This is a genomic window from Variovorax sp. 01T432 (genome assembly GCF_056398605.1).
The window spans coordinates 177,379-199,088 of record NZ_JBFTPS010000001.1 but is presented as its reverse complement, the minus strand read 5'-3'; the positions used below and the strand labels follow the sequence as shown (position 1 = coordinate 199,088).

Annotated in this window: 27 protein-coding genes; 14 read left to right on the top strand and 13 right to left on the bottom strand. The window is 65.5% G+C overall.

Features of this window, described 5'->3' with window-relative positions:
* The first annotated feature begins 102 nt into the window (after positions 1-102).
* The 5 genes from AC1DNF_RS00985 to AC1DNF_RS00965 all read left to right on the top strand — a co-directional run bounded on the left by AC1DNF_RS00985 (position 103) and on the right by AC1DNF_RS00965 (position 4,333).
* Positions 103-804, top strand: a complete 702-nt coding sequence (locus tag AC1DNF_RS00985) for a fumarylacetoacetate hydrolase family protein (protein WP_478146650.1) — start codon at positions 103-105, stop codon at positions 802-804.
* Positions 805-887: 83 nt separating this feature from the next.
* Complete coding sequence (locus AC1DNF_RS00980) at positions 888-1,439, top strand: NUDIX hydrolase (protein WP_478146649.1); 552 nt, start codon at positions 888-890, stop codon at positions 1,437-1,439.
* On the top strand, positions 1,436-1,903 hold the full coding sequence (locus AC1DNF_RS00975; RefSeq protein WP_478146648.1) for a CreA family protein: 468 nt from the start codon (positions 1,436-1,438) through the stop codon (positions 1,901-1,903). Before AC1DNF_RS00980 ends, AC1DNF_RS00975 begins: the two co-directional genes overlap by 4 nt.
* 13 nt (positions 1,904-1,916) lie before the next feature.
* Positions 1,917-3,710 (top strand): ABC transporter ATP-binding protein, encoded by a 1,794-nt coding sequence (locus AC1DNF_RS00970; protein ID WP_478146647.1) that lies wholly within the window; start codon positions 1,917-1,919, stop codon positions 3,708-3,710.
* Between the two features lie 62 nt (positions 3,711-3,772).
* A complete protein-coding gene (locus AC1DNF_RS00965; protein ID WP_478146646.1) occupies positions 3,773-4,333 on the top strand; it encodes a murein hydrolase activator EnvC family protein in 561 nt (186 codons plus the stop codon).
* On the opposite strand, the gene AC1DNF_RS00960 is transcribed toward AC1DNF_RS00965, so the two are convergent.
* Entirely contained in the window at positions 4,330-4,752 is a 423-nt protein-coding gene (locus AC1DNF_RS00960) for a DUF1810 domain-containing protein (protein ID WP_478146645.1), read from the bottom strand. The genes AC1DNF_RS00965 and AC1DNF_RS00960 overlap by 4 nt on opposite strands.
* Before the next feature lie 108 nt (positions 4,753-4,860).
* On the opposite strand from AC1DNF_RS00960, the gene AC1DNF_RS00955 reads away from it, so the two are divergent.
* Entirely contained in the window at positions 4,861-5,154 is a 294-nt protein-coding gene (locus AC1DNF_RS00955; protein ID WP_478146644.1) for a hypothetical protein, read from the top strand.
* 71 nt (positions 5,155-5,225) lie between these two features.
* Here the strand turns inward: AC1DNF_RS00955 and AC1DNF_RS00950 are convergent, their stop codons facing one another.
* From AC1DNF_RS00950 to AC1DNF_RS00895, 12 genes are all read right to left on the bottom strand, one after another.
* On the bottom strand, positions 5,226-5,513 hold the full coding sequence (locus AC1DNF_RS00950; RefSeq protein ID WP_478146643.1) for a DUF4148 domain-containing protein: 288 nt from the start codon (positions 5,511-5,513) through the stop codon (positions 5,226-5,228).
* A gap of 105 nt (positions 5,514-5,618) precedes the next feature.
* Positions 5,619-5,885: a hypothetical protein gene (locus AC1DNF_RS00945; protein WP_478146642.1), complete on the bottom strand. Its 267-nt coding sequence runs from the start codon at positions 5,883-5,885 to the stop codon at positions 5,619-5,621.
* A gap of 66 nt (positions 5,886-5,951) precedes the next feature.
* On the bottom strand, positions 5,952-6,365 hold the full coding sequence (locus AC1DNF_RS00940; protein ID WP_478146641.1) for a hypothetical protein: 414 nt from the start codon (positions 6,363-6,365) through the stop codon (positions 5,952-5,954).
* A 146-nt stretch (positions 6,366-6,511) separates the two neighbouring features.
* Positions 6,512-7,903, bottom strand: coding sequence for an amidase family protein (locus AC1DNF_RS00935; protein WP_478146640.1), 1,392 nt, complete (start codon positions 7,901-7,903; stop codon positions 6,512-6,514).
* Positions 7,904-8,039: 136 nt separating this feature from the next.
* Positions 8,040-8,459 (bottom strand): hypothetical protein, encoded by a 420-nt coding sequence (locus tag AC1DNF_RS00930; protein ID WP_478146639.1) that lies wholly within the window; start codon positions 8,457-8,459, stop codon positions 8,040-8,042.
* A 95-nt stretch (positions 8,460-8,554) separates the two neighbouring features.
* Positions 8,555-9,952 carry an argonaute/piwi family protein gene (locus AC1DNF_RS00925; protein WP_478146638.1) on the bottom strand — a complete coding sequence of 466 codons (1,398 nt, stop codon included), beginning with the start codon at positions 9,950-9,952 and terminating at the stop codon, positions 8,555-8,557.
* Between the two features lie 140 nt (positions 9,953-10,092).
* Complete coding sequence (locus AC1DNF_RS00920) at positions 10,093-11,481, bottom strand: toll/interleukin-1 receptor domain-containing protein (RefSeq protein WP_478146637.1); 1,389 nt, start codon at positions 11,479-11,481, stop codon at positions 10,093-10,095.
* Positions 11,478-12,374 carry a BrxR family transcriptional regulator gene (locus AC1DNF_RS00915; protein WP_478146636.1) on the bottom strand — a complete coding sequence of 299 codons (897 nt, stop codon included), beginning with the start codon at positions 12,372-12,374 and terminating at the stop codon, positions 11,478-11,480. The genes AC1DNF_RS00920 and AC1DNF_RS00915 overlap by 4 nt, the downstream gene beginning before the upstream one ends.
* Positions 12,375-12,791: 417 nt before the next feature.
* A complete protein-coding gene (locus tag AC1DNF_RS00910; protein WP_478146635.1) occupies positions 12,792-13,100 on the bottom strand; it encodes a hypothetical protein in 309 nt (102 codons plus the stop codon).
* On the bottom strand, positions 13,084-13,443 hold the full coding sequence (locus AC1DNF_RS00905; RefSeq protein ID WP_478146634.1) for a hypothetical protein: 360 nt from the start codon (positions 13,441-13,443) through the stop codon (positions 13,084-13,086). The genes AC1DNF_RS00910 and AC1DNF_RS00905 overlap by 17 nt, the downstream gene beginning before the upstream one ends.
* Entirely contained in the window at positions 13,440-14,339 is a 900-nt protein-coding gene (locus AC1DNF_RS00900; RefSeq protein ID WP_478146633.1) for a ParB/RepB/Spo0J family partition protein, read from the bottom strand. Before AC1DNF_RS00900 ends, AC1DNF_RS00905 begins: the two co-directional genes overlap by 4 nt.
* Complete coding sequence (locus tag AC1DNF_RS00895) at positions 14,336-15,136, bottom strand: ParA family protein (protein ID WP_478146632.1); 801 nt, start codon at positions 15,134-15,136, stop codon at positions 14,336-14,338. Before AC1DNF_RS00895 ends, AC1DNF_RS00900 begins: the two co-directional genes overlap by 4 nt.
* 360 nt (positions 15,137-15,496) lie before the next feature.
* Between AC1DNF_RS00895 and AC1DNF_RS00890 the strand changes: the two genes are divergently transcribed.
* From AC1DNF_RS00890 to AC1DNF_RS00855, 8 genes are all read left to right on the top strand, one after another.
* Entirely contained in the window at positions 15,497-15,976 is a 480-nt protein-coding gene (locus AC1DNF_RS00890; protein WP_478146631.1) for a hypothetical protein, read from the top strand.
* 83 nt (positions 15,977-16,059) lie between these two features.
* Positions 16,060-16,419 carry a hypothetical protein gene (locus AC1DNF_RS00885; RefSeq protein WP_478146782.1) on the top strand — a complete coding sequence of 120 codons (360 nt, stop codon included), beginning with the start codon at positions 16,060-16,062 and terminating at the stop codon, positions 16,417-16,419.
* A gap of 20 nt (positions 16,420-16,439) precedes the next feature.
* Entirely contained in the window at positions 16,440-16,730 is a 291-nt protein-coding gene (locus tag AC1DNF_RS00880; RefSeq protein WP_478146780.1) for a TrbC/VirB2 family protein, read from the top strand.
* 11 nt (positions 16,731-16,741) lie between these two features.
* Entirely contained in the window at positions 16,742-17,116 is a 375-nt protein-coding gene (locus tag AC1DNF_RS00875) for a VirB3 family type IV secretion system protein (protein WP_478146630.1), read from the top strand.
* A gap of 9 nt (positions 17,117-17,125) precedes the next feature.
* A complete protein-coding gene (locus AC1DNF_RS00870) occupies positions 17,126-19,633 on the top strand; it encodes a VirB4 family type IV secretion/conjugal transfer ATPase (RefSeq protein WP_478146629.1) in 2,508 nt (835 codons plus the stop codon).
* Complete coding sequence (gene virB5, locus AC1DNF_RS00865; protein WP_478146628.1) at positions 19,626-20,360, top strand: P-type DNA transfer protein VirB5; 735 nt, start codon at positions 19,626-19,628, stop codon at positions 20,358-20,360. Before AC1DNF_RS00870 ends, virB5 begins: the two co-directional genes overlap by 8 nt.
* A gap of 29 nt (positions 20,361-20,389) precedes the next feature.
* A complete protein-coding gene (locus tag AC1DNF_RS00860; RefSeq protein ID WP_478146627.1) occupies positions 20,390-20,632 on the top strand; it encodes a hypothetical protein in 243 nt (80 codons plus the stop codon).
* A gap of 8 nt (positions 20,633-20,640) precedes the next feature.
* The gene (locus AC1DNF_RS00855; protein WP_478146626.1) at positions 20,641-21,696 is read left to right on the top strand and encodes a TrbL/VirB6 family protein; all 1,056 of its coding nucleotides are present in this window, start codon (positions 20,641-20,643) and stop codon (positions 21,694-21,696) included.
* Positions 21,697-21,710: the final 14 nt, after the last annotated feature.

The following is a 21,710-nucleotide window of genomic DNA, read 5'->3' as shown; positions in this document are numbered from 1 at the left end:
GATGCCGCCAAGCATAGCGGGGGCGCCTGACACCGCCAATCCTCCAGCATCCGGGCCCGCCCTCTGGCACACTGCCGTTTTTGCTCAACAGGACAATTTGCGATGGCTTCCGAGTACGTTTTCACCCCACACCCCGTCGTGTCGATCCCCGTGGTGGGCCAATCCGCCGCTTTCCCGGTCCATCGCATCTATTGCGTGGGCCGGAACTACGAGGAGCACGCGAAGGAAATGGGCTTCACCGGACGCGAGCCGCCCTTCTTCTTCATGAAGCCGGCCGACGCCGTGGTGGTGGTTGCCGCGGGCGAAACCGGAACCATGGCCTACCCGAGCCTGACCCAGAACCTGCACCACGAGATCGAACTGGTCGCGGCCATCGGCATCGGCGGCAAGAACATCTCCGCCGCGGACGCGCACAAGCACGTCTTCGGCTATGCGGTCGGCCTCGACATGACGCGACGCGACCTGCAGAACGACATGAAGAAGCAGGGCCGCCCCTGGGACATCGGCAAGAGCTTCGAGCAGAGCGCGCCGATCGGCCCGATCGTGCCGGTGGCGCAGGCCGGCGACGTCGAGAAGGCGGAGATCTCGGTGCAGGTCGGCGGCAAGGATCGCCAGCGCAGCAATGTGAGCAAGCTGATCTGGAACATCGCGGAAACCATCGAGCACCTGTCGGCGGCGTGGGAGCTGCAGCCCGGCGACCTGATCTTCACCGGCACCCCTGAAGGCGTGGCCGCGGTGGTGGCCGGCGACACGCTGGTCGGAGAGATCACCGGCCTGCCGACGCTCAAGGTCAAGATCGTCTGAGCCATGTGCGCCCACGCTCATCCGTTCGTTGATTCGGTGCCCGCCCGAAGTGGACCGATGGGCGGTCTGATCTCCATCTCCCGATGATCCTGCGCGTTCCGATCAAGCACTGCAAGAACTGCGGCACCGCCGTCGTCTATCGCCTCCCCGACGATGGTGATACGAAGGAGCGCGCCGTCTGCCCGGCCTGCAACACGATCCACTACGAGAACCCGCTGAACGTGGTCGGCACCATCCCCGTGCTGGGCGATCGCGTGCTGCTGTGCAAGCGCAACATCGAGCCCCGCTGGGGCAAGTGGACGCTGCCTGCGGGCTTCATGGAGCTCAACGAGACGACCGCGCAGGGTGCGGCACGGGAGACCGACGAGGAAGCCGGCGCCGAATTCCAGATGGAGGACCTGTTCGCCGTGATCAGCGTGGTGCGCGTGGGCCAGGTGCATCTCTTCTATCGCGCGCGCCTGTTGAGCGACAAGTTTGCCCCGGGCCACGAAACCATCGAGGCCAGGCTCTTCACCGAGGACGAGATCCCCTGGGAAGAGATCGCCTTTCGCACGGTGCGCGAGGCCCTGCAGCGCTTCTTCGACGACAGGCGGCGCGGCAGCTTCGATCGCGTCCACACACTGGACATCATATGAAGCATCTGCTGGCAGTAGTGGCTTGCGCGACGCTGGGTGCGGCCGCCGGGGCCGAGACCATTGGCGATGTCGACACCGCCTTCAAACTGATCGGCCCGGACCACAAGATCGTGGTCGAGGCCTACGACGATCCCAAGGTCAACGGCGTGACTTGCTATGTGTCGCGCGCCAAGACCGGCGGGATCTCGGGCGCGTTCGGGTTGGCGGAGGACAAGTCCGAAGCCTCTATCGCCTGCCGCCAGGTCGGGCCGGTGAGCGTGACGCAGCCCTTGCCCAGGCGCGAGGAGGTCTACAGCGAGCGGCTGTCGATTCTCTTCAAGCGGCTGCGCGTGGTGCGCATGGTTGATGCCAAGCGCAACACGCTGGTCTACCTGACCTATTCCGACCTGCTGATCGACGGCTCGCCGAAGAACAGCGTCACCGCGGTCGCCATCGATCGCGCGACACCGATCCCGCAGAAATAGCGAGGGCCGGCCGGTGAGTGCCGCAGCGCCCTCCTCGCCATCGGCCCATCCCATGGGCGAGCTCTATGCCGCGCTCTGGCGCTACGCCGGGGGCGCGCGCCGGCAGCTGCTAGGCGCGACCGTCCTGCTGACCTCATCTCAACTGCTGCGGCTGACCATGCCATGGCTGGCGGCGCAGGCCATCGATGCGCTGCAGGCCGGCAACTTCGCGCGGGCGGGACGATGGATCGCGATGCTCGCCGGCGTCTACACCTTGTCGTGGATCGTGCACGGGCCCGGACGCATCCTCGAGCGCAATGTCGGCTTGCGGGTGCGCGAGAAGCTGGCCGACACGCTGTATGCCCGCATCGCCGCGGCGCCGCTGGTCTGGCATGACGGGCACCACTCCGGCGAGTTGCAGCACCGCGTGCACCAGGCGAGCCGGGCGTTGTCGGATTTCGCGCAGAACCAGTTCATCTACCTCACCAACATCGTCAACTTCATCGGTCCGCTGGTGGCGCTGACGCTGCTGTCGCGCACGAGCGGCGCGATGGCCATCTGCGGCTACGTTGTGATTGCGGTCGTCATCATTCGCTTCGACCGCGCGCTGATGCGGCTCGCGCGCGCCGAGAACGATGCCGACCGGCGCTACGTCGCGGCGCTGCTGGATTTCCTGGGCAACGCATCGACAGTGATCGGCCTGCGTCTGTCGAGCGCTTCGCGACAGCTGCTGCGGCAGCGGATGGAGGCGATCTCCGCGCCCCTCAGGCGCACGGTGGTGCTCAACGAAGGCAAGTGGTTCGCCGTCGACCTGATGGGGCTCGCGCTCACCTGGGGGCTGGTCGTGATCTATGTCTGGCAGTCGCGCACGCCGGGCCAGGCCGTGATGCTGGGCGCGGTGTTCATGATCTATCAATATGCGCAGCAGGCGGCGAGCGTGGTGTCGTCGATGGCCGCCAACTTCCAGTTCTTCTCGCGCATGCACACCGACTACAGCAGTGCGGCGCCGATCTTGCAGGCACCTGCGCGCGCGCGGGATCTCGCCGAGGAGAGCATCGATCGCGATGCGGGCTGGATGACCCTGGAGCTTCATGGCCTCGCATGGCGCTACGACCCGCGCGGCGCGCAGCCCACGGCCGAAACCGCGCGAAGCGGCCTGCACGACGTGTCGCTCACGCTGCGACGCGGCCAGCGCATTGCCCTGGTGGGGCCCAGCGGTGGCGGCAAGAGCACCCTGCTGCGCGTGCTGGCCGGACTGTACGCGCCGGAGGCCGGCGCGCTCTCGATCGATGGCCGGACCGGGGATTGGCCGCGCTTGCGGACGATCGCCACGCTGATTCCGCAGGAGACGGAGGTCTTCGAAGCCAGCGTGCGCGAGAACCTGAGCTTCGGCCGGCCCTGCGACGACGTCGAACTTCGGGCCGCGCTGCACGCGAGCACCTTCGACGAAGTGCTGGAGGCCACGCACGGCACACTCGACACACTTCTGTCCGAGCGCGGGTTCAACCTGTCGGGCGGACAGCGGCAGCGGCTGTGCCTTGCGCGCGGTGTGCTCGCCGCGAAAGGCAGTTCAATGCTCCTGCTCGACGAGCCGACCAGCGCGCTCGACGCCGCGACGGAAGGCCGCGTGCTGGAGCGCATCGCGGCGGCATTTCCTGATGCGTGCGTGATCGCATCGATTCATCGCTTGAGCCTGCTCGACCGCTTCGACACCGTGGTGTTGCTGGAGGCTGGCCGCGTGATGGACGCCGGGCCGCGCGCAGCCGTGCTGGCCCGGCAACCCCTGTTGCACAAGCCACCTGCACCTCGGCACCACGCGCCATGCTAAAAATGGGGCTTGCCCATGATTCCCATGGAAACCTTTCGCACCATTGCGGTTCCAAGAAGCCCATGCAAGTCCAGACCTTCAAAGTTCCGACCTTTCTTCTGCGCCCCGGTGCCGTCGCAATCACTGCCATCGCCCTGATGGCTTGCACGACGCCGCAGCGCCCCTCCGGCACCTTCTATCCGTTTCCACCGTCCGGCCCGCCCGTCAGTGTCGCCCCGCCGCCGGCCCCGCCGCAACCGGCGCCCCAGCCGCCGGCCATGTTCATCCGTCCCGCGAGCGGCGTCACGCTGTCTCGCTTCAACGGCGCAGGAAACAAGGGCATCGACATCGCGGGCAACATGGGAGACCCGGTGCTCGCGGCAGCGGACGGCCGGGTGGTTTATGTCGGCGGCGAGCTGCGGGGCTACGGCAATATGGTGATCGTGAAGCACAACGAAACGTTCCTTACTGCGTACGCACACGCGCAACAGATCCTGGTGAAGGAGAAGGACGTCGTGAGGCAAGGTCAGAAGATCGCAGAGATGGGCAACAGCGACGCCGATCGCGTGAAGCTTCATTTCGAGATTCGCAAGCAGGGCGTGCCCGTCGACCCCGAGCCCTATCTGAGCGGCAAGCTGCACTAGGTGATCCGGGACAAGGTCCCGGGATCGGCGCGGCCTGCGAAATACTTCTGCAGGCATGCGCGGAACACTGCTTCCGAAGGGTCGGCCGCGGCGAACAAGGTCATCGAGGACCAGAACTTCAGATCGTCCGGCGCACCGAAGATCTCCCCGATCGGATGTCCCTCGACGGCCCGTACGAGCTCGCAGCACTCCCGCAGCCGCTGGCCGAGCACCGGGTGCGCCAGATACGCGCGCGCCTCTTCCAGCGATGAAATGGCATAGCGCTGTGCCATTGCGCTTCGACCGAGCCCCGCAATCTGCGGAAAGACGAACCACATCCAGTGGCTGCGCTTGACTCCTGCGCGCAGTTCCTGGAAGACGTCGTCGATGACTGCATCCTGCGCCCTGACGAAGCGCCGGAGGTCGAAAGGGTCGTTCATGGGTGCACTCCTTGTAGGCGGCTTCCGTCTTCAGGCGGCGAAGTGTGCCGCGTCAATGCCCCGGAGTCGAGGCGTGAAATTAGTACGAAAGAAGCAAAGGAGACGACCATGACCTGCGAAGCAACCCGCTGCCCCTACACCGCGAGCGTGAGGTTCGCCATCTATCCCGGGGGCTTCGATGGACCTCGCATCATTGCACGCGTTTCCGACGATGCCCTGTGCCAGCGCTTCGGCGCAAGCGGCGATGAATCAAGCCTGATCGAAGCCTGCCAGAGGCACTTCGTGCTGATCGAAGCCAAGGCCCTCGAGCGTCACCACGCTGCGCCGACCCGCCCGGTTCTTCTTTCCATCGGTGATTTCGCCACGCCGAAGCAAGCTGCGGCAGAAGCGCCCTGCGCCTGAATCCGAGCGCAAGGGTAGCATCGCGAGCGCTCAGCGCCGCCAGCAGCCTGCGAGTTCGCATCCTACATTTCCTACATTTCGCCGTATGTGGCAGCGCCACGGGGCGCTATGGACCGGGCACCGGCGCGCACGGTCGTGCGATCCGCAATGCCGCGCTCCGCCGCAACGCCCGTGCCGCCATTGCTGATCTGGACCGGCTGCCGGGCCTGCGCCTGAACAGCGGCGCGGGACATGGCGGAATGGAACGGCTGTGGCGGCAGAGGGTTCTGCTCACCCTGGAAGGCCTGGGCGCCGAATGCGGCGAGACCAAGGAAGGCGGCAATCGAATGGGTCACGGCGCGATGAAGATGGCTCTGCATGGTATGGCTCCTGGTTGAGTGGCCGGCCGTTGAATCGGCGACGGCTGCCATCAATACGAGAGATCGCGAGGACTGGATTCGTTCGGGCGCATGGGACGTTGGCGATCAGCGAAGTTCCGCCGGCACTGTCTCGGCGGCCTGGAGGCGCCGCCTCCAGGCGCTCACCCAGTTCTGGCAGGCTTGCATCAACGACTGCAAGGCCTCCTCGCGCTCCGCGCTCGGATGGGCCAATATCAGCTGCTGATACAGCGCGGCTCGTCGATAGATCTTCGCGGCGCCATCGAATGCCGCGCCATCGGCGTGCGACCGCAAGAAGAAGTGGAAGGTCCAGTCGTCGTTGGTGAACTGGCGGACGCAGTACTCCTGCGCCACCCATGATCGCGGGATACGCTCAGCGTTCGGAATTGAATGCGCAGACGTCACAGCGCGTGCCTGGTTTCATCCGCGCCTGATCTCGATCGATTCATCGGAGAACGGCATCTCCCGGCCCATCAGGAGCATGCTCGCGTGATGCGCCGCCTGGCTTGCCTCCTCGGCATCGTCGGCCAGTTCCATCAATTTTCGCGCCCCGTCTCGATGGGACACGCTCGAGGTTTCGTCCATGAGCGAAAGCGTCACCTGAAGGGCCGCGTGTGCCGCCGCGAGGCACATATAGATCGATGCGCGGGTTCGGTTGAACGCCGTCGTGTCATCACGGATGCGCGACTCCGCCTCCTGCATGGTCGGTGGCAGGCCGGCAAGATCGGTGGGCGCAAAGTAGGGCACAGGGTTCCTGCCCAGTACGCGATCGGCAAGGACCTCTTCGATAGCGGCCCGAGCGGTTTCGATTGTCTTCAGGTCATCGGAAAGCATGGTCTGAACTCCTGGGGGTAGTGAGCGAACGTCTAGCCGAAGCTGTCACTCCGCCTTAGCCTGAATGAGCAGGGTACGTCCTTTGCTCGCTCCGCGGTATCGGCGCGCTCCTACGCATCGCCGCGCGTGAAAACGCTCCGAGAAGCTCAAGCAGCCGGCATGGGCGGAGTGCCCCTCGCCTCGATCGCTTCGCCGGCAGACAGGCAGAGGTCCTCGCGAAAGCGCCCTGCCACGATCTGAACACCGACCGGGCCGCGCTCCGAGATGCCGGTTGAGAAAACGAAGGATGGGAGGCCCGTGAGCGGCAGTCCGATCATTGTCATCTGCGCGGCCCAGACGCGTGCGTAGGCCTCGGGGCCCTGGAGATCGAGGTCGACCGGAAACGGCGGCTCCGCGCTGACCGGCATCAACACCACCGGATAACGCTCCATGAACTGGTGCCAGCGCCGCGCGATGGTGGCGCGGCGAATCAGCGCGCCGGAAAGCTTCTCCACCGTCATGCCGGCGGCGATGTGTGCCTGCCCAGCCAGCGCGGCGATGGCGCCCGGGTCGCGCTCGCGTTCGGCGGCGGCGACCATCGCCTCGTAGCCATCACCCATCCACAAGGCGATCTGGACTGCGCACGCCTCCTTGATGGGTGGCAGTGCGTCGATTTCATCCACGATCCAGCCGGCGTCCCGCAACCGGTCTGCGGCGTCGAGCAGTGCCGCAATGACCTCGGGTTGTGTGTCCAGGCCGTCGGGCCGCGTGCACACGGCGGCGATGCGTGGCAGCGCCGGGCCTGCAAGCGGCGCGGGCGACCACCACGGATCACGCGGATCCGATGCCGCCATGGCGGCGAGCGCCAGCCGCACGTCATGCACGGTGCGCGCGATCGGTCCCGACACGGCGGTCAGCTGCGGCCCGATCGCGCGTTCGGGGCTGGAGGCGTTGTAGGCAGCCACGCGCCCGAGCGTGGGTCGAAGGCCATGCACGCCACAAGCGTAGGCGGGATAGCGGATCGAGCCGGCGATGTCGGTCCCATGCGCAATGTGGCCGATGCCTGCCGCGACCGCAGCCGCGGCGCCGCCCGAAGAGCCGCCCGGCGTGAGCCCTGGGTCACGCGGATTCATTGTTCGACCGTGCAGCCGGTTGTTCGTGAACCAGCGGTAGCTGAACGCCGGGGTGTTGGTTCGGCCCACGATGACCGCCCCGGCCTTCAGAAGGTTGTCGACGACGGGGCTGTTGGCGGCGGCGATCAGGTCCTTCTGCAGGCTCACGCCATTGGTGGTCGCGAAGCCCGCCTGGTCGATGTTGATCTTGACCGTGAGGGGCACACCGGCCAGCGGGCCCGGGTTCTCGCCTCGCGCGAGCGCAGCATCGATGGCGCCCGCACGCGCGAGAACCTCCTCCGGCCGGTGGTCCACCACGGCATTGAGGCGTGGATTGACTTCCAGGAGGCGTGCCAGAGAGGCCTGCGCGGCCTCCGTGGCCGACAGCTTGCGCTGGGCGATCAGGTTGGCAATACGGGACGCGGAAAGTTGCCAGATTTCGGTCATGCGCGTCCTTTTAGAGGCACTTCAGGCTACTGTCCAGTATCTCGGCCCATGAAAAAGGCCGGTCAGCAAATGCTGACCGGCCTTTTCAGTACTGTCGTTGGTCGTGTGAAACCGATCCAAAAATCGGCTGCAGCCCTCATGAATCCTGCGTTTCGCTCGATTCGATTTTCAATTGTTCCCCGTTCTGTTCCCCGGTGCCGCGGTTGGTACAGGCTTCGCGCCATCGAGCGCGGCACCCATCTTGGTGTCCCGGGCGAGCAACTCCTGGCCATTGGCAAAGCAGGATCCGCGGCGCGTCCTTTTTACCCTCGAACTGCTGGGCCATGCCCTCGATGCAGTTCCAGCCTAGCCGACGGCCGCCGTGCGATACAGCAGCTTCTTCTTCCGTGGAATTGGCCCAACTCGCCGAGCAGGTCGGTTGGGATGCTCGGCGAAGCTTTGTGACCGTGGCCTTGGGGACGTCGTAAGCCGCCAGGAACTCGAAAGGGAACTCCGACGGGTTGAACGGCTTGTCGGCCAGTTCTTTGAGCGAGGATTCGATCTTTGCCACGTTCATTCGCGCCAGTCCCGGGGATGACCTCCCCAGAACTCCTCCCAAAGCAGCAATGCAGTCATGTCGGCCTTTCTTTTCTTATTTCTCGGCTTGGCCAATCAAATGTAGTAGCGGAATGGCAGCGGTGGCAGGTCTCCCCTGCGTGGGGCTGCGGTCAATATCTCGCCCACGGTGTCGGCGAAGCGCAGCGTCACGGGAACCCCGTCGCCGTAGATGCAGGCGTTGTAGTTGAGCTTGGTCAGTCCCAGCACGTCGGCCATGACCTGCTCGATGTCCGCGTTCCCCCGAGCGATTTCGATGGTCAAGGGACTTGGCACTTCGCGGCCAGCATAGGTTTGAAGCCGCGTGACATAGCCCTTGGTCCAAAGGTAACCCCGAGTCTCGGACTTCACCCACGCCAAGCCACGGGCGATCGCGCTCGGGCCATGACGGTAAAGCTTGACGCCGGAGTCCTCGCGGATGCGCACGCAGACCACGTTGGTCTCCGGCGGCACCGTTTCGCGGAAGCCCTCCCACTCCTCGTATGAGAAGCGGGTCTTGCCATGGATGAATAGCTCCTTGGGCGCTTCGCCGCCATGGCCCTTGCGATAGGCCTCCACCACCAGCGACATCAACGCCTTGGCTTTGTCCCGGGGCAGATGGAACTCGTCTTCCTTCTCCGACTTGAACCGGCCTGGCGTGCCCTTGAAGACGACGCCATCGCCCGACTCCAAGAACATCTGCGCGCCGCAGCAGACCATGCCCGGCTCGGGGTTCGACGCATCCTGCTTGAACACGACGCCGACGTAGCAAACGCCGGGTCGCACATGGGCGAGTTGCCACGGTTTGCCGCCCGCCTTGAAGTAGCACGTCGTCGCCAGGTTCCACGCGAGCGTCGCAGAGTCCTGCAAGGGACGAAGCGGCTTGCCGAGCTTGTTGGGGAACTCCTCGGGCGCCAAGGTCGTCTCGCGCACAACCTGGACCGCGGCCTTGTGCTCCAACAAGCGGGCCTTGAGCTGGTTGTGGAAGTCGAGTTCGTAGAGGTAGATCTCCGCGGACTTGGCGTCTTCGGCGAATAGGCCAGGCTCATTGGTCAGAAGCCGAGTCGCCTGCTTCTTGTCCATGAGGGCGACTGGCGCCGTCTGCTCCGGGCCGCCCTTCTTGGACTTCGATTGCGGGCGGCAGTGCTTATGGACATCCTCCGGCACGATCGCCATCCACAGATCGATGTGCGCCTCGGCGTCATCGCGCAGATGGTCCGCGATGGCGTCCGAATAGAGCGAAACGGCCCTGTGGATCGCCTGGTGCCGATCGGGGATGCTGATCGCGGCGTCAAGGTGCGCCGGGTCGATCTCGATGAAAGCAGCCGGCTCCAAAGGCCATTCAACCCCGAAGATCGCTTGGAAACCTGGGAACAGCGTGTGATTCGGGTCGTCGGGCTTGGCCGGGGCGATCGGCTTGCCGACCCGCTCGGAAAACTTGCCATAGAGCCTGCGGCCGCGCGCGGTGGCCACCACGCCGATGCGAAGCCGGCCGCCCGTCAGCAGCCCGCGCAGCGGGCCGTAGAGCGAGAGGCCATCCTTCGGATGCGCCATCGCCTGGCCAAATGCAAATTGCAGCTCTGGTTCGGCGATCTCGATGAGGCGAGGAGTCAAGCTCACTGCGCGCCCTCCTCTTCACCCTCTTCCTCCTGGGCGGCTTCTTCTTCGTCGATCTCGTCGACCGGGTCTTCATCCACAACGCGCGCCACGTCGGACAGGCCGCAAGGCGCCTCGAATTGGATCGGAGTCGCGCAAAGTGAGATGCTGCGGCCGGAACCGACCGGCAAGAGCAATTCCGGCTTGCCCTCCGAGGCCAGCCACAAGAAAGCGCGCATGAGCGTGCGCCACTGCTCGTTCCACCAGCTCTTGCAAAAGCCGCGGCGCAGCCTATGGGCCTTCAATGCGTCTTCGAGCGGCTTGCCATCGTCGTCAGTGAAGATGACGGCATGGCGGAGCTCCACGCGCCAAGGCTCGTCGAAGGATGTCACCATGCCAATGCCGTAGGCCCAGCAGGCTTCGCGCTTCTCGCTCTTGCCGGTGAGCGCCTTGCGGCGCTTCGTCCCGTCGAAGTCCTCATACGAGACGAATTTGCCGCGCCCGCCCGTGAGCTCCGGCGTGGCGTAGAAGACCCTCCGGCCGCTGGCCTGGTAAACGCTGGCGAAGCCCTTGGCTTCCATCGCCAGCTCCCAAGCCTGGCGGACGAGATTGCCGACGCGCTTGCGGGCCTCCCACCAGGGCACTTCCTTCTCGCCGAGTGTCGAGCCCTCCTTGATAAAGGTGGCCGTATCCGCGGCGTTCGCCGCTTTGAGCATCACAGACTTGGCCATCAGCGACACCAGGTCCGAGCCCTTGGCGAATCCGACGATGCGGCCCTCGTGCTCGAACCAGGGCAGCTTGCGATTCTCCTCGGTCTCCTTGATCTCGCGATCCTTGCCGAGGATGCGCGCAGTCTCGATCGCCGGAGGAAGCGAGAGGATGCGAAGCCAAGTCGAATCGATCGTCTCTTTCGCATCGGTCCGAACAATGGCGCCTTCTTTGAGCTCAGGCAACCAATGGCGGGCCAGCGCAGGATCAGGGCTCGACACCTTGGGCGCTTGGGCCTCTTCCAGCGTGTCGACCAGGGCCGCGAGGCCCTTGTGCCATCCCGACGCAAAGTCGATCAGGTTCTTGCGGTGGAGCGAGATCGGCACATCGCTGAACGGGATGCCATCGATGCGAACCGGAATGATGAAGCCCGGCACGCTGCGCTCGATGGTACCGGCCACCGCCCACTCGTCTTTGACGCCCTGCTTGCCGACGGCCATCTTGGACACGACGGCGATGAAGCGGAACGAATCGTTGCGGATGGCCGCTTCGATTTTGTCCCAGAAGTAGTCGCCGCCTTTCAGGCGCGCGAGGTCGTGCCAGACCTTGTAGCCAGCCAGCTCCAACTTGGATCCGAGCCAACGGACGAAGTCGTTGTCTTCGGGCGTGGCATGGCTGATGAAGATCGCCTCGCGCGTCATGCGACCGCCTCGTCGCGCGAGCGAGCGGAAACGCCGGGCGCCAAAGCCGCGCTCTCGACTCCATAGAGCGTCGGCGTGTTTCGAAGCCACAGGTGATGGGTCGACGGGTCAAGCCGGTGGTCCGGGCTCGCGTCCACGTTCCATCGACGCAGAACGTAGCCAGCCAGGGCCGCGCGCGCCTTGATGCGCAGCACCCCGTCATGCATACCGTAGTCGGCTTCGATAGCCTTCGGGTACTCGATCCCGGGATGCGGCGCGAGCTCCATCTCGACCATCCGCGCCCACTGCTCATCGGCGCCAAGGAGCTCACGCTCCTTGGCCTCCCCCTCGATCTCCTGGACCTTGGAGATCCGCGTCAGCACGAAGTCGCTGAACCGCGAGCGCTCGCGTTCGAACGCCCGCACGTGCCAACGCAGCCCGTTGTCGGCCAGCGCCACCGGCACGATCTCGCGGCGCTTCGAGCCCGAAGATAGCGACAGGTAGCTAATCCGCGCCGCGCGCCTGGCGCACATGCTGCGGGTGATCGAACCGAGCACGTGCAGGTCAGGCCGCGTGAGCTGCCCCGGGCCTTCGCACGGCGCGGCGTGCTTCAAGCCCAAGTCCAGCCCATCGCCGAAACCTTGCAGCAGCCAAGCCAGCACTCGGTCAGGGTTGAACTCGAAAACCGGGCCGAAAGACGGCGAGGGCCGGTAGCACCGGCCCACAGCATCGTATTCCAAGTTTTCCGGGGCGATCTGGCGATACAGCGCAAGGTCGCGCGACGAGGCCGCAGGCTTGATTCCAAAGCGTGCCTCGATGTCGGAGCGCCTCAGTTCGCCCGTGAAGAACGCGCGCAACTCCAAGAACGCCAGCCGTTCACGCTGCGCCTGTGAAGCATCGAGTGGTTCTGCCAAGGGCCCTTTCCCGGGCCGCCGGCCCGCACGCGCAGCAAAAGCCGCGCCGATCTAGGAAAGAGCATACCGCGGTCATCTTTCTGATGATCGCGCCAGCGGTGGAAGTAAGACCACGTTCGCGCGGCCGCGGCTCACTTACCCGATTACCAGAAGCCCACCTACTCCCCGCGATCATGGCCAGGACATCGTTGTTCAGCGCGTCGAGGATCTACAGGGAAAAGGGAGAGGACGCACCCTCAGTGGAGGTCGAACTCAGCGGGCAGAACGGCTACAAGCTCTGAACTCGGCCAGTCTGATCGCGAGGTCGCCGAGGCCGCGCCTCAGGACCTCGTGGGGACGGCTGGGCGAGAAATCACTGGGCGCGGCAGCTTGATGGCCAGCGAAGGCAGTTTGGAGTGAGGCGAAGGATCGGTCGCTTCAGCGGCGATGAACGGAACCCTCAGCCTGCATCTGCTCCATGTACCGTTCGAAGGCCCGCTGCGCTGCCTCGACGGCCTCCACCGGCCCCCGCAACGTCACTTCGGCTTCGCCCGCCGGCAGCGCCAGGTCCAGCACCGCCTTGCGGATCGCATAGATGCGCTGAAGGATGAGGCCGTACTCGGCTGCCAGCAGCTTGGGCCGATCGCCTTCGATGAACAGCCGCCGCGCGATCTCCAGCGTGCGCGGATCGAATCGCCGCTGCCTGGCGATTCGCTGCAGTTCGGCCTCGTCAACGCTCGCAGTCATTGACAGGCAGCGACATGAAGAAGTTCATGAGCCCCAGGTAACACCAGTAGAGCACCAGCGCACCGACCGAAAACGCCAGAATGCCCCAGCGCGGGAAACGCGGATCGCCGATCAGGAACCCGAAGATCATCGTCACCAGGAAGCCCAGGAACGCCAACGGCACCAGCACGGCCCGGATCACGGGTTCACCCAGCACCAGGATCGCGCAGATCGCGCATCGGAGCACCTGCCAGGCCGCAAGGACGGCCCACCCCAGGGCTCTGCCCGCCCAGCCGGCAGGGCTGCCCACAACCCCGGGGCGGCCTTGCGGCTTTGCCGCTCGCCCAGTCTGCAGATCCGTCATGTGGTTTCCTCCGTGGCCCAGCATACGAGCCTCAGCGCGGCCAGCGGCACGGCGCGGCGCGAGCCATCCCCGAACCGGACCTCGCCGACATCGCCATCGCGCGCCTTGATCCGAAGCGATCCCCGGCGCCCTTCATGTTCCACGACCAGCACGGTGCGCCCACCACTCACCGTCTGCGCGCTGCGCACCGACTTGCCTTGCCACGCCTCGGCGCCCTGTGCCCGCGCGAGCAGGGCATCCACATTTGCCCGGCTCACCACATCCGGCCCCTGCACGACGACCCGAACGACTTCCGGCGCCTCGCGGCCTGCCGAGACCAGCCGATAGAGCGTGCGCACGTCCTCGCCGACCCGGCCCTCCCGCACGGCCTGGCGCAAATCCTCCGAGGCACCCATCAAAGCCGCCGCTTCGGTGATGAACGAACGTGGTTTGGCCAGCCGGCGCGCGATCTCCGCGCGGGTGATACCTTCGCGCTCGCGCGCGGCGATGAACTGCGCCAGGTCGAGGGCCGACATGTCTTCACGATGCAGGTTCTCGGCCGCCTGCGCGAACGGATCGATCCGCTCGTCGATGAAGACCGGCACCGTCTTCAAGCCTGCGCGCCGCGCCGCGCGGATCCGCCGCTCCCCGCGATTGACGATGTAGCGGCCCTGCGCGCTTGCGTTCGACCGCACCGACACGGGCTCCAGCACGCCGTGCAACCGGATCGACGCGCTCAGCTCTTCAATGCTCTCCTCGCGGAAGCTGCGCCGTGGCTGCGCCGGATCGAAGTCGATCAGGTCCAGGTCGACGTGCACCGCCGCTGCCGGCGCCGACACGCCCTTTCCCGCCGCGAGCAGGTCCGAGGGCCGGAACTGCGCCAGCGCACTCAAGTCCAGGGCATTGCGATCACTCATATGGCAACCTCCCGCGAAACGACCTGCTGCGGCGACTCGATGCGCGACTGCAGCAGCATGAAGGCCTGCTTGAGCTCCGCGCTGGCCTCGCGCGCCGAACTCCTGGCCAGCTCCCACACCGCCTTGCCTTCGGTCAACGCCTCGGGAATCGCAGATCGGGTCGAAATGCGCGCCGGCACCACGAAATCCGGATAGCGCGAAGCCAGCTGCTGGATCGCCGCCTTCTGGCGCACGGAATGCGCGTTGAAGCGGTTCAAGATAATGCCGGCCAACTCCAACGTCGGGTTGTAGCGCTGGCGCACGCCGAAGATGGTCTTGAGCATGTCGGTGACGCCGTCGATGCTGTACTCCTCCAGCTCGATGGGGCACACCACGCGCGTGGCCGCTATCAACGCCGCGCTCATGCGCAGGCCCAGCGCCGGCGGGGTGTCGATCACCACCGTGTCGAAATGCTGCACCAGTTGTGCGACGCTCCTGCGGAATGCTGGCACGACCGCCTCAGGCTTCGCCAGCTCGACGTTCGCAAGCTTCTTCGAGGCGGAGATCAGCACGATGGGGCGCTGCGCGGCCGTCGCGCGCATCGGCGCCATTGCCGGCGCCCCGCCAGCGAACAGATCCACGGTCAACGTGCCGGCATCGAAGCCGCGCAGCGTCTTGGACGCATTGCCCTGCGTGTCCAGGTCGATCACGCACACCGACTGGCGATGCACGTCGGAAAGCCAGAGCGAATAAAGCACCGACAGCGTGGACTTGCCGACGCCGCCCTTTTGATTACCAAAGACCACAACATGTCCCATCACCGCACCTCGCTGCGTCGCACGCCGACCATGTGCCTTGCCGGGGCGTCCATGAACTCCGGCACCCATAGCGCTACAAGACGTAAAGCTCATTCCCGAATTCCAATGTGGGTTGCGAGCCTCCCGGCTACTGACGTTCCGCGGCCTCGTGGCAACTCCCCAGAGAAATCACGCAGTTAGCGTAACCCGCATATTTTTGATTGTCTATGGTTTCTATAGACAACTATAGGAATTACGCAGCGCTGATTTGTTGACAAGGCTGATTGGCCGGCAGACAGTGCGCCCATGCCAGTCGAGAGTGGTCATCCGCGAGCATCGGGCGTACCGGGATGGCTCCGCGCATCGTTGCGACACGTCACGATGCTGGGATGGCTCGCCTGCGCGTGCGCATCGCTGGCGGAGCCCTCAACCGCTGCGCACGTCATCCCTCTCGCCGAACAGGCGTCGCGCGACAGCGAACGCGTGGAGATCCTGCGCCAGGAACTCAGGAAGTCCGAGACATTGCTCGAGACCCTGGCTCGCCGCAAGGCCGAGCGTCTGGCGGCCTCGGATTCCTCCGGAGACACCGAGGCCGAGGAGGAGCACGCCCGCACGCTCGTCGACATCGCTGGTCTCAAGCGCGAGTTGGCAAGCGCCATGCGCACGGGCACTCCAACAACTGCGCAAGCCACGGCCTGGGCTGCAGGCAAGCCGTCCGCCACGCGATCACCCTCGCCGAAGGCATCGGCCGCCCCTCCGTGGTGGGACGTCTATGGCAAGGGTCGCGGCGCCGAACTCGCCGCACCGATTTCGCTGGCTCCGCCCTCCGGGGCGACCCCTCGAACTGTTTCCGCCCGCTGAATGGAGGAGCGCCATGCACCACGCCGTGAAAGCTTGTACTTTCGTTCACAATATCGCATCACCTCACCCCTTCACGCTTGCCCATGACCTCTGCGGTACGGCCCAAGCCCAAGGCGACGGCGAAGACGCCGACCAAGGCCGCCCCCACCTCCCGGACCGCTGCAGCGTCTGCGTCACCCAGCCGCGCCTTGCCTGCGGGCACCGTGACCCAGCTCGAGCTGGTCGAACTGCTGCACAAGGGCTCCCTCATCGAGATCGTCATTGCGGAAGTGGAGCCCGCCCGCTACCAGATGCACCTGGTGGTGGTCTGGCACTTTGGGCGCAGCATCCTGGCCGGCTCCTCCGGCCAGCCGCGCACCTTCCGCAGCCTGGATACGCTCCGGCTGCATCTCAAGACCTTGGGCATCGGCAATACGCTGGTGCGCCTCGAGCTGCTGGCGTAGATCCCCGCGGCGCGGCCGGCATCCGCGGCTGGGCGGGCCACCTCAGGCTTGTCTGCCTGGTCGCTCTGGGCATGCTGGCGCCGGAGTGGGCCCTGGCCGGCAGCCCCTTTGCCACCGGCGCCAACGCCACCCAGCAGCAGCTCACCTCGATCTTGACGCCGATCGCCGCCGTTGCCGTGATGGTCTCCGGCGCCATGGCCTGGTTCGGGCGCCTGAGCTGGTGGTGGATGGTGGCCGTGGTGATCGGCACCGTGCTGGTCTTCGGCGGTCCGCAGATCGTCTCCTGGATCCGGGGTCTCTTCGGCGTCTGAAGGAGCGCACCGTGCACCGCAACCAGGGCATCGTGGTGGACACGCTCTTCGTCGGGATGACGCGCCAGTCCACGGTCTGGGGCGTCACCTACTCGGCCATGATGTTCAACATCGTGGTCACGACCGAGTCCTTCATCGTGACCAAGAACCTCGCGTGGCTGCTGGCCTTCGTGCCGATCCACGGCGTGCTCTACTTGGTGTGCCTGTACGAGCCGAGGTTCTTCGACCTGGTGCAGATGTGGGGCCGCACGCGCCTGCCGGCGCTGCTCAGCGGCAACCTGCGCTTCTGGCGGGCCAACTCGTACAGCCCGCTGGCCATTGACATGCCGGATGTCTCGGGGCGGCGGCGCGCGAGCGCTGAGGCCGCCGCGGCCATAGTACTTTGAGGCAAGGCGATGCAGTTGCTCTCTCGCGCCGAGGCCACATTGCGCCGGGAAGTGAGCGCCGCGGCCATGATCCCGCTGGTCGCCCACATGGACGAGCACGTGGCCCGCACCCGTACGGGCGACTATGTCCAGACGCTGCGCCTGGCCGGCGCGAGTTTCGAGAGCGCGGATGACGAGGACATCAACAGCTGGCACGAGCGCCTGAACGTCCTGCTGCGCAACATTGCCTCACCCAACCTGGCCGTCTGGACCCATGTCGTGCGCAGGCGCGAAACCGGCTACCCGGTCGCGCGCACCGTCCCGGGCTTCGCCCACGAAGTCGAGCAGCGCTACCGCCAGAAGATGGCCGGCGAGCGGCTGATGGTCAACGAGCTGTACCTGTCCGTGGTCTACCGGCCGCAGCCCACCCGCATCGGCCATGCGGCGCTGCGGCTCCTCAAGCGCGCCAATCCCGAGGGCGCCCGCGCCGAACTGCGCGATTCGCTGGACGCCTGCACCAAGCTGCGCCAGGAGTTGCTGGCCTCGCTCGAGCGCTACGACCCCGAGGCGCTGGGCACCTACCGAATTGAGGGCGTCGATGTGCTCTTCTCCGCGCTGGCGGAGTTCCATGGCCTCCTGATCAACGGCGAGTGGCAGCGCATGCCCCTGCCGCGCTCGCCCCTGAACGAGGTCCTGGCCACAACCCGGCCCTTCTTCGGCCACGAGGCCATGGAGTACCGCACCGGCACGCAGACGCGGATCGGCGCCTTCCTCGGCATCAAGGAGTACCCCACACCCACGGCCCCGGGGATGTTCGGCGCCCTGCTGACGGCGCCGTTCCCCTTCGTGCTGACCCAGAGCTTCACCTTCCTGGCCAAGGGCACGGCCACCGACATGATGAGTCGCCAGCACAACCGGATGGCCGCCGCAGGCGACCTGGCCGTGTCGCAGGCCGACGAGCTCAAGGACGCGCTGGACGACCTGATGAGCAATCGCTTCGTCGTGGGCGACCACCACTTCACGCTGCACGTCCTGGCCGACACCTACGACGGGGTGAGCGAAGCCGAGGGCAGGCCGCGCCTGAAGCAGCTCAACGACAACGTGGCCCGGGCCCGCTACCTGCTGGGCGACACCGGGATGGTGGTGGCGCGCGAGGACCTGGCGCTGGAAGCCGCCTTCTGGGCCCAGCTGCCCGGCAACTTCGGCTACCGCACCCGCAAGGCGCCAATCACCAGCCGCAACTTCGCGGCCATGTCGCCCTTCCACAACTTTCCGACCGGGCGCGCCAAGGGCAACTACTGGGGCGACGCGCTCACCATGCTCCAGACGCGGTCCGGCTCGCCCTACTTCTTCTCGCTGCACGCGAGCGATCCGCGGAGCTCGGACGGCGGCAGCCGCCGGGACGTGGGTCATGTCAATGGCGTCGGCCCAGTCGGCACCGGCAAGACCACCCTTCTGGGGTTTTGCATGACCGCGATCTGCAACCGGCTGGATGCCACCCAGGTCATCTTCGACAAGGACGAGGGCCTGCACATCCTCGTTCGTGCCTTGGGCGGGCAGTATCTGCCCCTGAAAAATGGCGCGCCCACCGGCTGCAATCCGCTGCAGCTGGACCCAGGCATCCCGGACAACATCGAGTTCATGCGCCATTGGCTGCGCCGGCTGGTGATGCGTACGCCCACCGACGCCCTGAGCGTGCAGCAGGAGGAAGACCTGGACCAGGCCCTGCGCGGCACGCTGGGACTCGACGCGGCCTTCCGGTGCCTGTCCCGCCTGATCGCCTTCCTGGACGTCACGGACCCTGAGGGAATGCATGCGCGCCTGCGCAAGTGGTGCGCCTCGGAGCGGGGCGATTACGCCTGGGTGTTCGACAACGACGAGGACGCGGTGGCACCGCTGCTGGCCCGGCACAGCCTGGTTGGCTTCGACGTGACCGACTTCCTGGACAACGACGTGGTCCGGGCGCCGCTGACTATGTACCTCTTCCATCTGGTAAACCGCATGGTGGACGGCCGGCCGCTGGTGTGCTGGATGGACGAGTTCGCCAGGCTGCTGAGTGATCCGGCCTTCGCGCGCTTCGCCAGGAACGGGCTGGAGACCTGGCGCAAGAAGAACGCGAACCTGGCCACCTTCACCCAGAGCACCAGTCACGTGCTGGATTCCAGCATCGCCCGAGCCATCATCGAGCAGACGCCGACCAAGATTCTTTTTCCGAACCCGGAAGCGGACTACCGCGAGTACACCGAGGGTTTCAACCTCACCGACCGGGAGTTCGCGCTCATCAAGCAGGAACTCGAGCCCGGTTCGCGCCAGTTCCTGATCAAGCAGAACCACGTGAGCGTGGTGGCGCAACTGGACCTCAAGGGCTTCGACGACTTGCTGCACGTGATCTCGGGCCGAACCAGCAACGTGCGGCTCATGCGCGAATGCATGGACCGGCACGGGCCGCACCCGGATCAGTGGCTCGGGCCCTTCCGTGCCGCCCTGTCGACCCACTCGCTGCGTCTGCCTTCAAACCAGGAGATCTCCCATGCGTAGGCACCTTCTTGCGTTGTTCCTCGCCGCGTCGGCGCTGTTGACGCCCCTGCACGCTCGCGCCGGAATTCCGGTGATCGACTTTGCCGCGGTCGCCAACCTGATCCAGCAGATCATGTACTGGCAGCAGCAGATCTCAGCGATGCAAAAGCAGTTCGACCAATTGCAGGCCTCGAAGGAGCAGCTGCAGCAGACCTACGGCGCGATGACTGGCACGCGCGGGATGGAGCAGCTACTACCGACCCCGGACCTGTCGCGCAACTACCTGCCGTCGAACTACAACGAGCTGATGGGCATGCTGAACGGCTCCTCGTCGAGCTACTCAGGGCTCTCGAGCCAGGTGCAGTCGATCATGAGCGCCAACCGCGTCCTCTCCAGCATGCAGATGGATGCGCTGAGCCCCGACCTCCGGCAGATCGTGGAAAAGGGTCGACAGTCCTCGGCCATGCTGAGCGGATTGACCCAGAGCGCCTACCAGAACACCAGCCAGCGATTCTCGGCGTTGCAGCAGCTGATCAATACCATCGGCCGCACGAACGATCCCAAGGCCATTCAGGAACTCCAGGCCCGCATACAGGCCGAGCAGAACATGCTCACGAACGAACAGACCAAGCTGCAGAGCCTGTATCAGGTAGCCCAAGCGGAAGAACTCATGCGCAGACAGCGCATCCGAGAACAATCAGCGTCCGACATCGGCACGGTGAAGTCACTTCCGGCGATCAACTACTAACGCACTCACGCGAAACGAAGCGGAACGCCATGTCGAAAACCTCGTGGATTCTTCTCGTGATCGTCATCGCAGCCGCAACCGGCGGCGGGGCCTACTACGTTGTCCAGCAGCGGACGTTGGAAGAGCCAGCGCAAGTGGCACCGGCAGCGCCTGCCGCGTCCGTTGAGCCGCAGAGGGCTCCACCTGAGGATCTGACGCAAAAGAAGCTCGATGGCATTGGAAGCACTCGCAACCTGAAGCCCGTGCAGATTCCTCAAGGTCCTGCGAAATAGAGGCAATCATGGGCTTCTTCGCTCAATTCTTTTCATGGCTCGATGGGCAACTGGCCAACTACGTCAGCTCCCACACCTCTCAGGTCGCCTCTGCGATCGAGCCGGCCGCAGTCACACTCGCAACCGTCTACGTCATGATCTGGGGCTACCTCAGCATGACAGGCCGAATCCAGGAGCCGATCTGGGAAGGCGTAAAGCGCATCCTCACGGTCGCAGTCATTCTCGGGGTAGGTCTCCGGCTCTGGACTTACAACGAGATCATCACCGACACCTTCTACAAGGCACCTGAGCAGCTCGCCAGGTCCATCGTGGGAGCCTCTACGGTCGTCGGCGTAATCGACCAAGTCTGGCTGGACGGCGCCTCCGTCGCCGAACAGCTGCTCAAGAAGGGCAGTATCCTGGACAGCGATTTCGCGTTTTATGCCGCCGGATTCCTTGTCTACATCCTCGTGAGCTTGTCGGTGGTGGTGACCGCCTTCCTGCTCGGCCTTTCCAAGGTCGCCATCGCCATCCTGCTGGCGCTCGGTCCGATCTTCATCGTCCTGCTCTTCTTCGAGGCAACCAGGCGCTTTTTCGAGGCATGGACGGCGCAGCTTGCGAACTACGCTTTGATCAGCGTGCTCACCATGCTGACCGCATCGCTCCTCCTCAATATCGTCAAGGCCTATGCGGCCAACGCTGCGGCTGCCGGCGCCAGCATCACCATCGCCGAGAGCGTACGCGTCTGCATAGCCTCAGCGCTCGTCTTCCTGGTAATGCGACAGGTGATGCCGATCGCCGCTGGATTGGCCAGTGGCGTCGCGCTCAGCACCTATAGCGTGGTCAGCGGCATGCTGCGCTGGGGTCTCGGCGGCGCCAGGCGCTCCAGCTACGAGTTCAGCCGCGGTGTCATCGACGGCATGCGCCGCGAGCCGGGCAGCCGCTGGGACTCCTTCCGCCGCCTGGCCGGAAACCGTGTCGGCGTAGGGGTGGCATCGGTCGCCGGCATCGGAGCTTCGCGGCGTCGCGGCGGCGCCGTGATCCCCAGGGAGCAGGCCATGCCCAACCTCGCGCATCGCCAATAGGCCGGGAGTGCCCT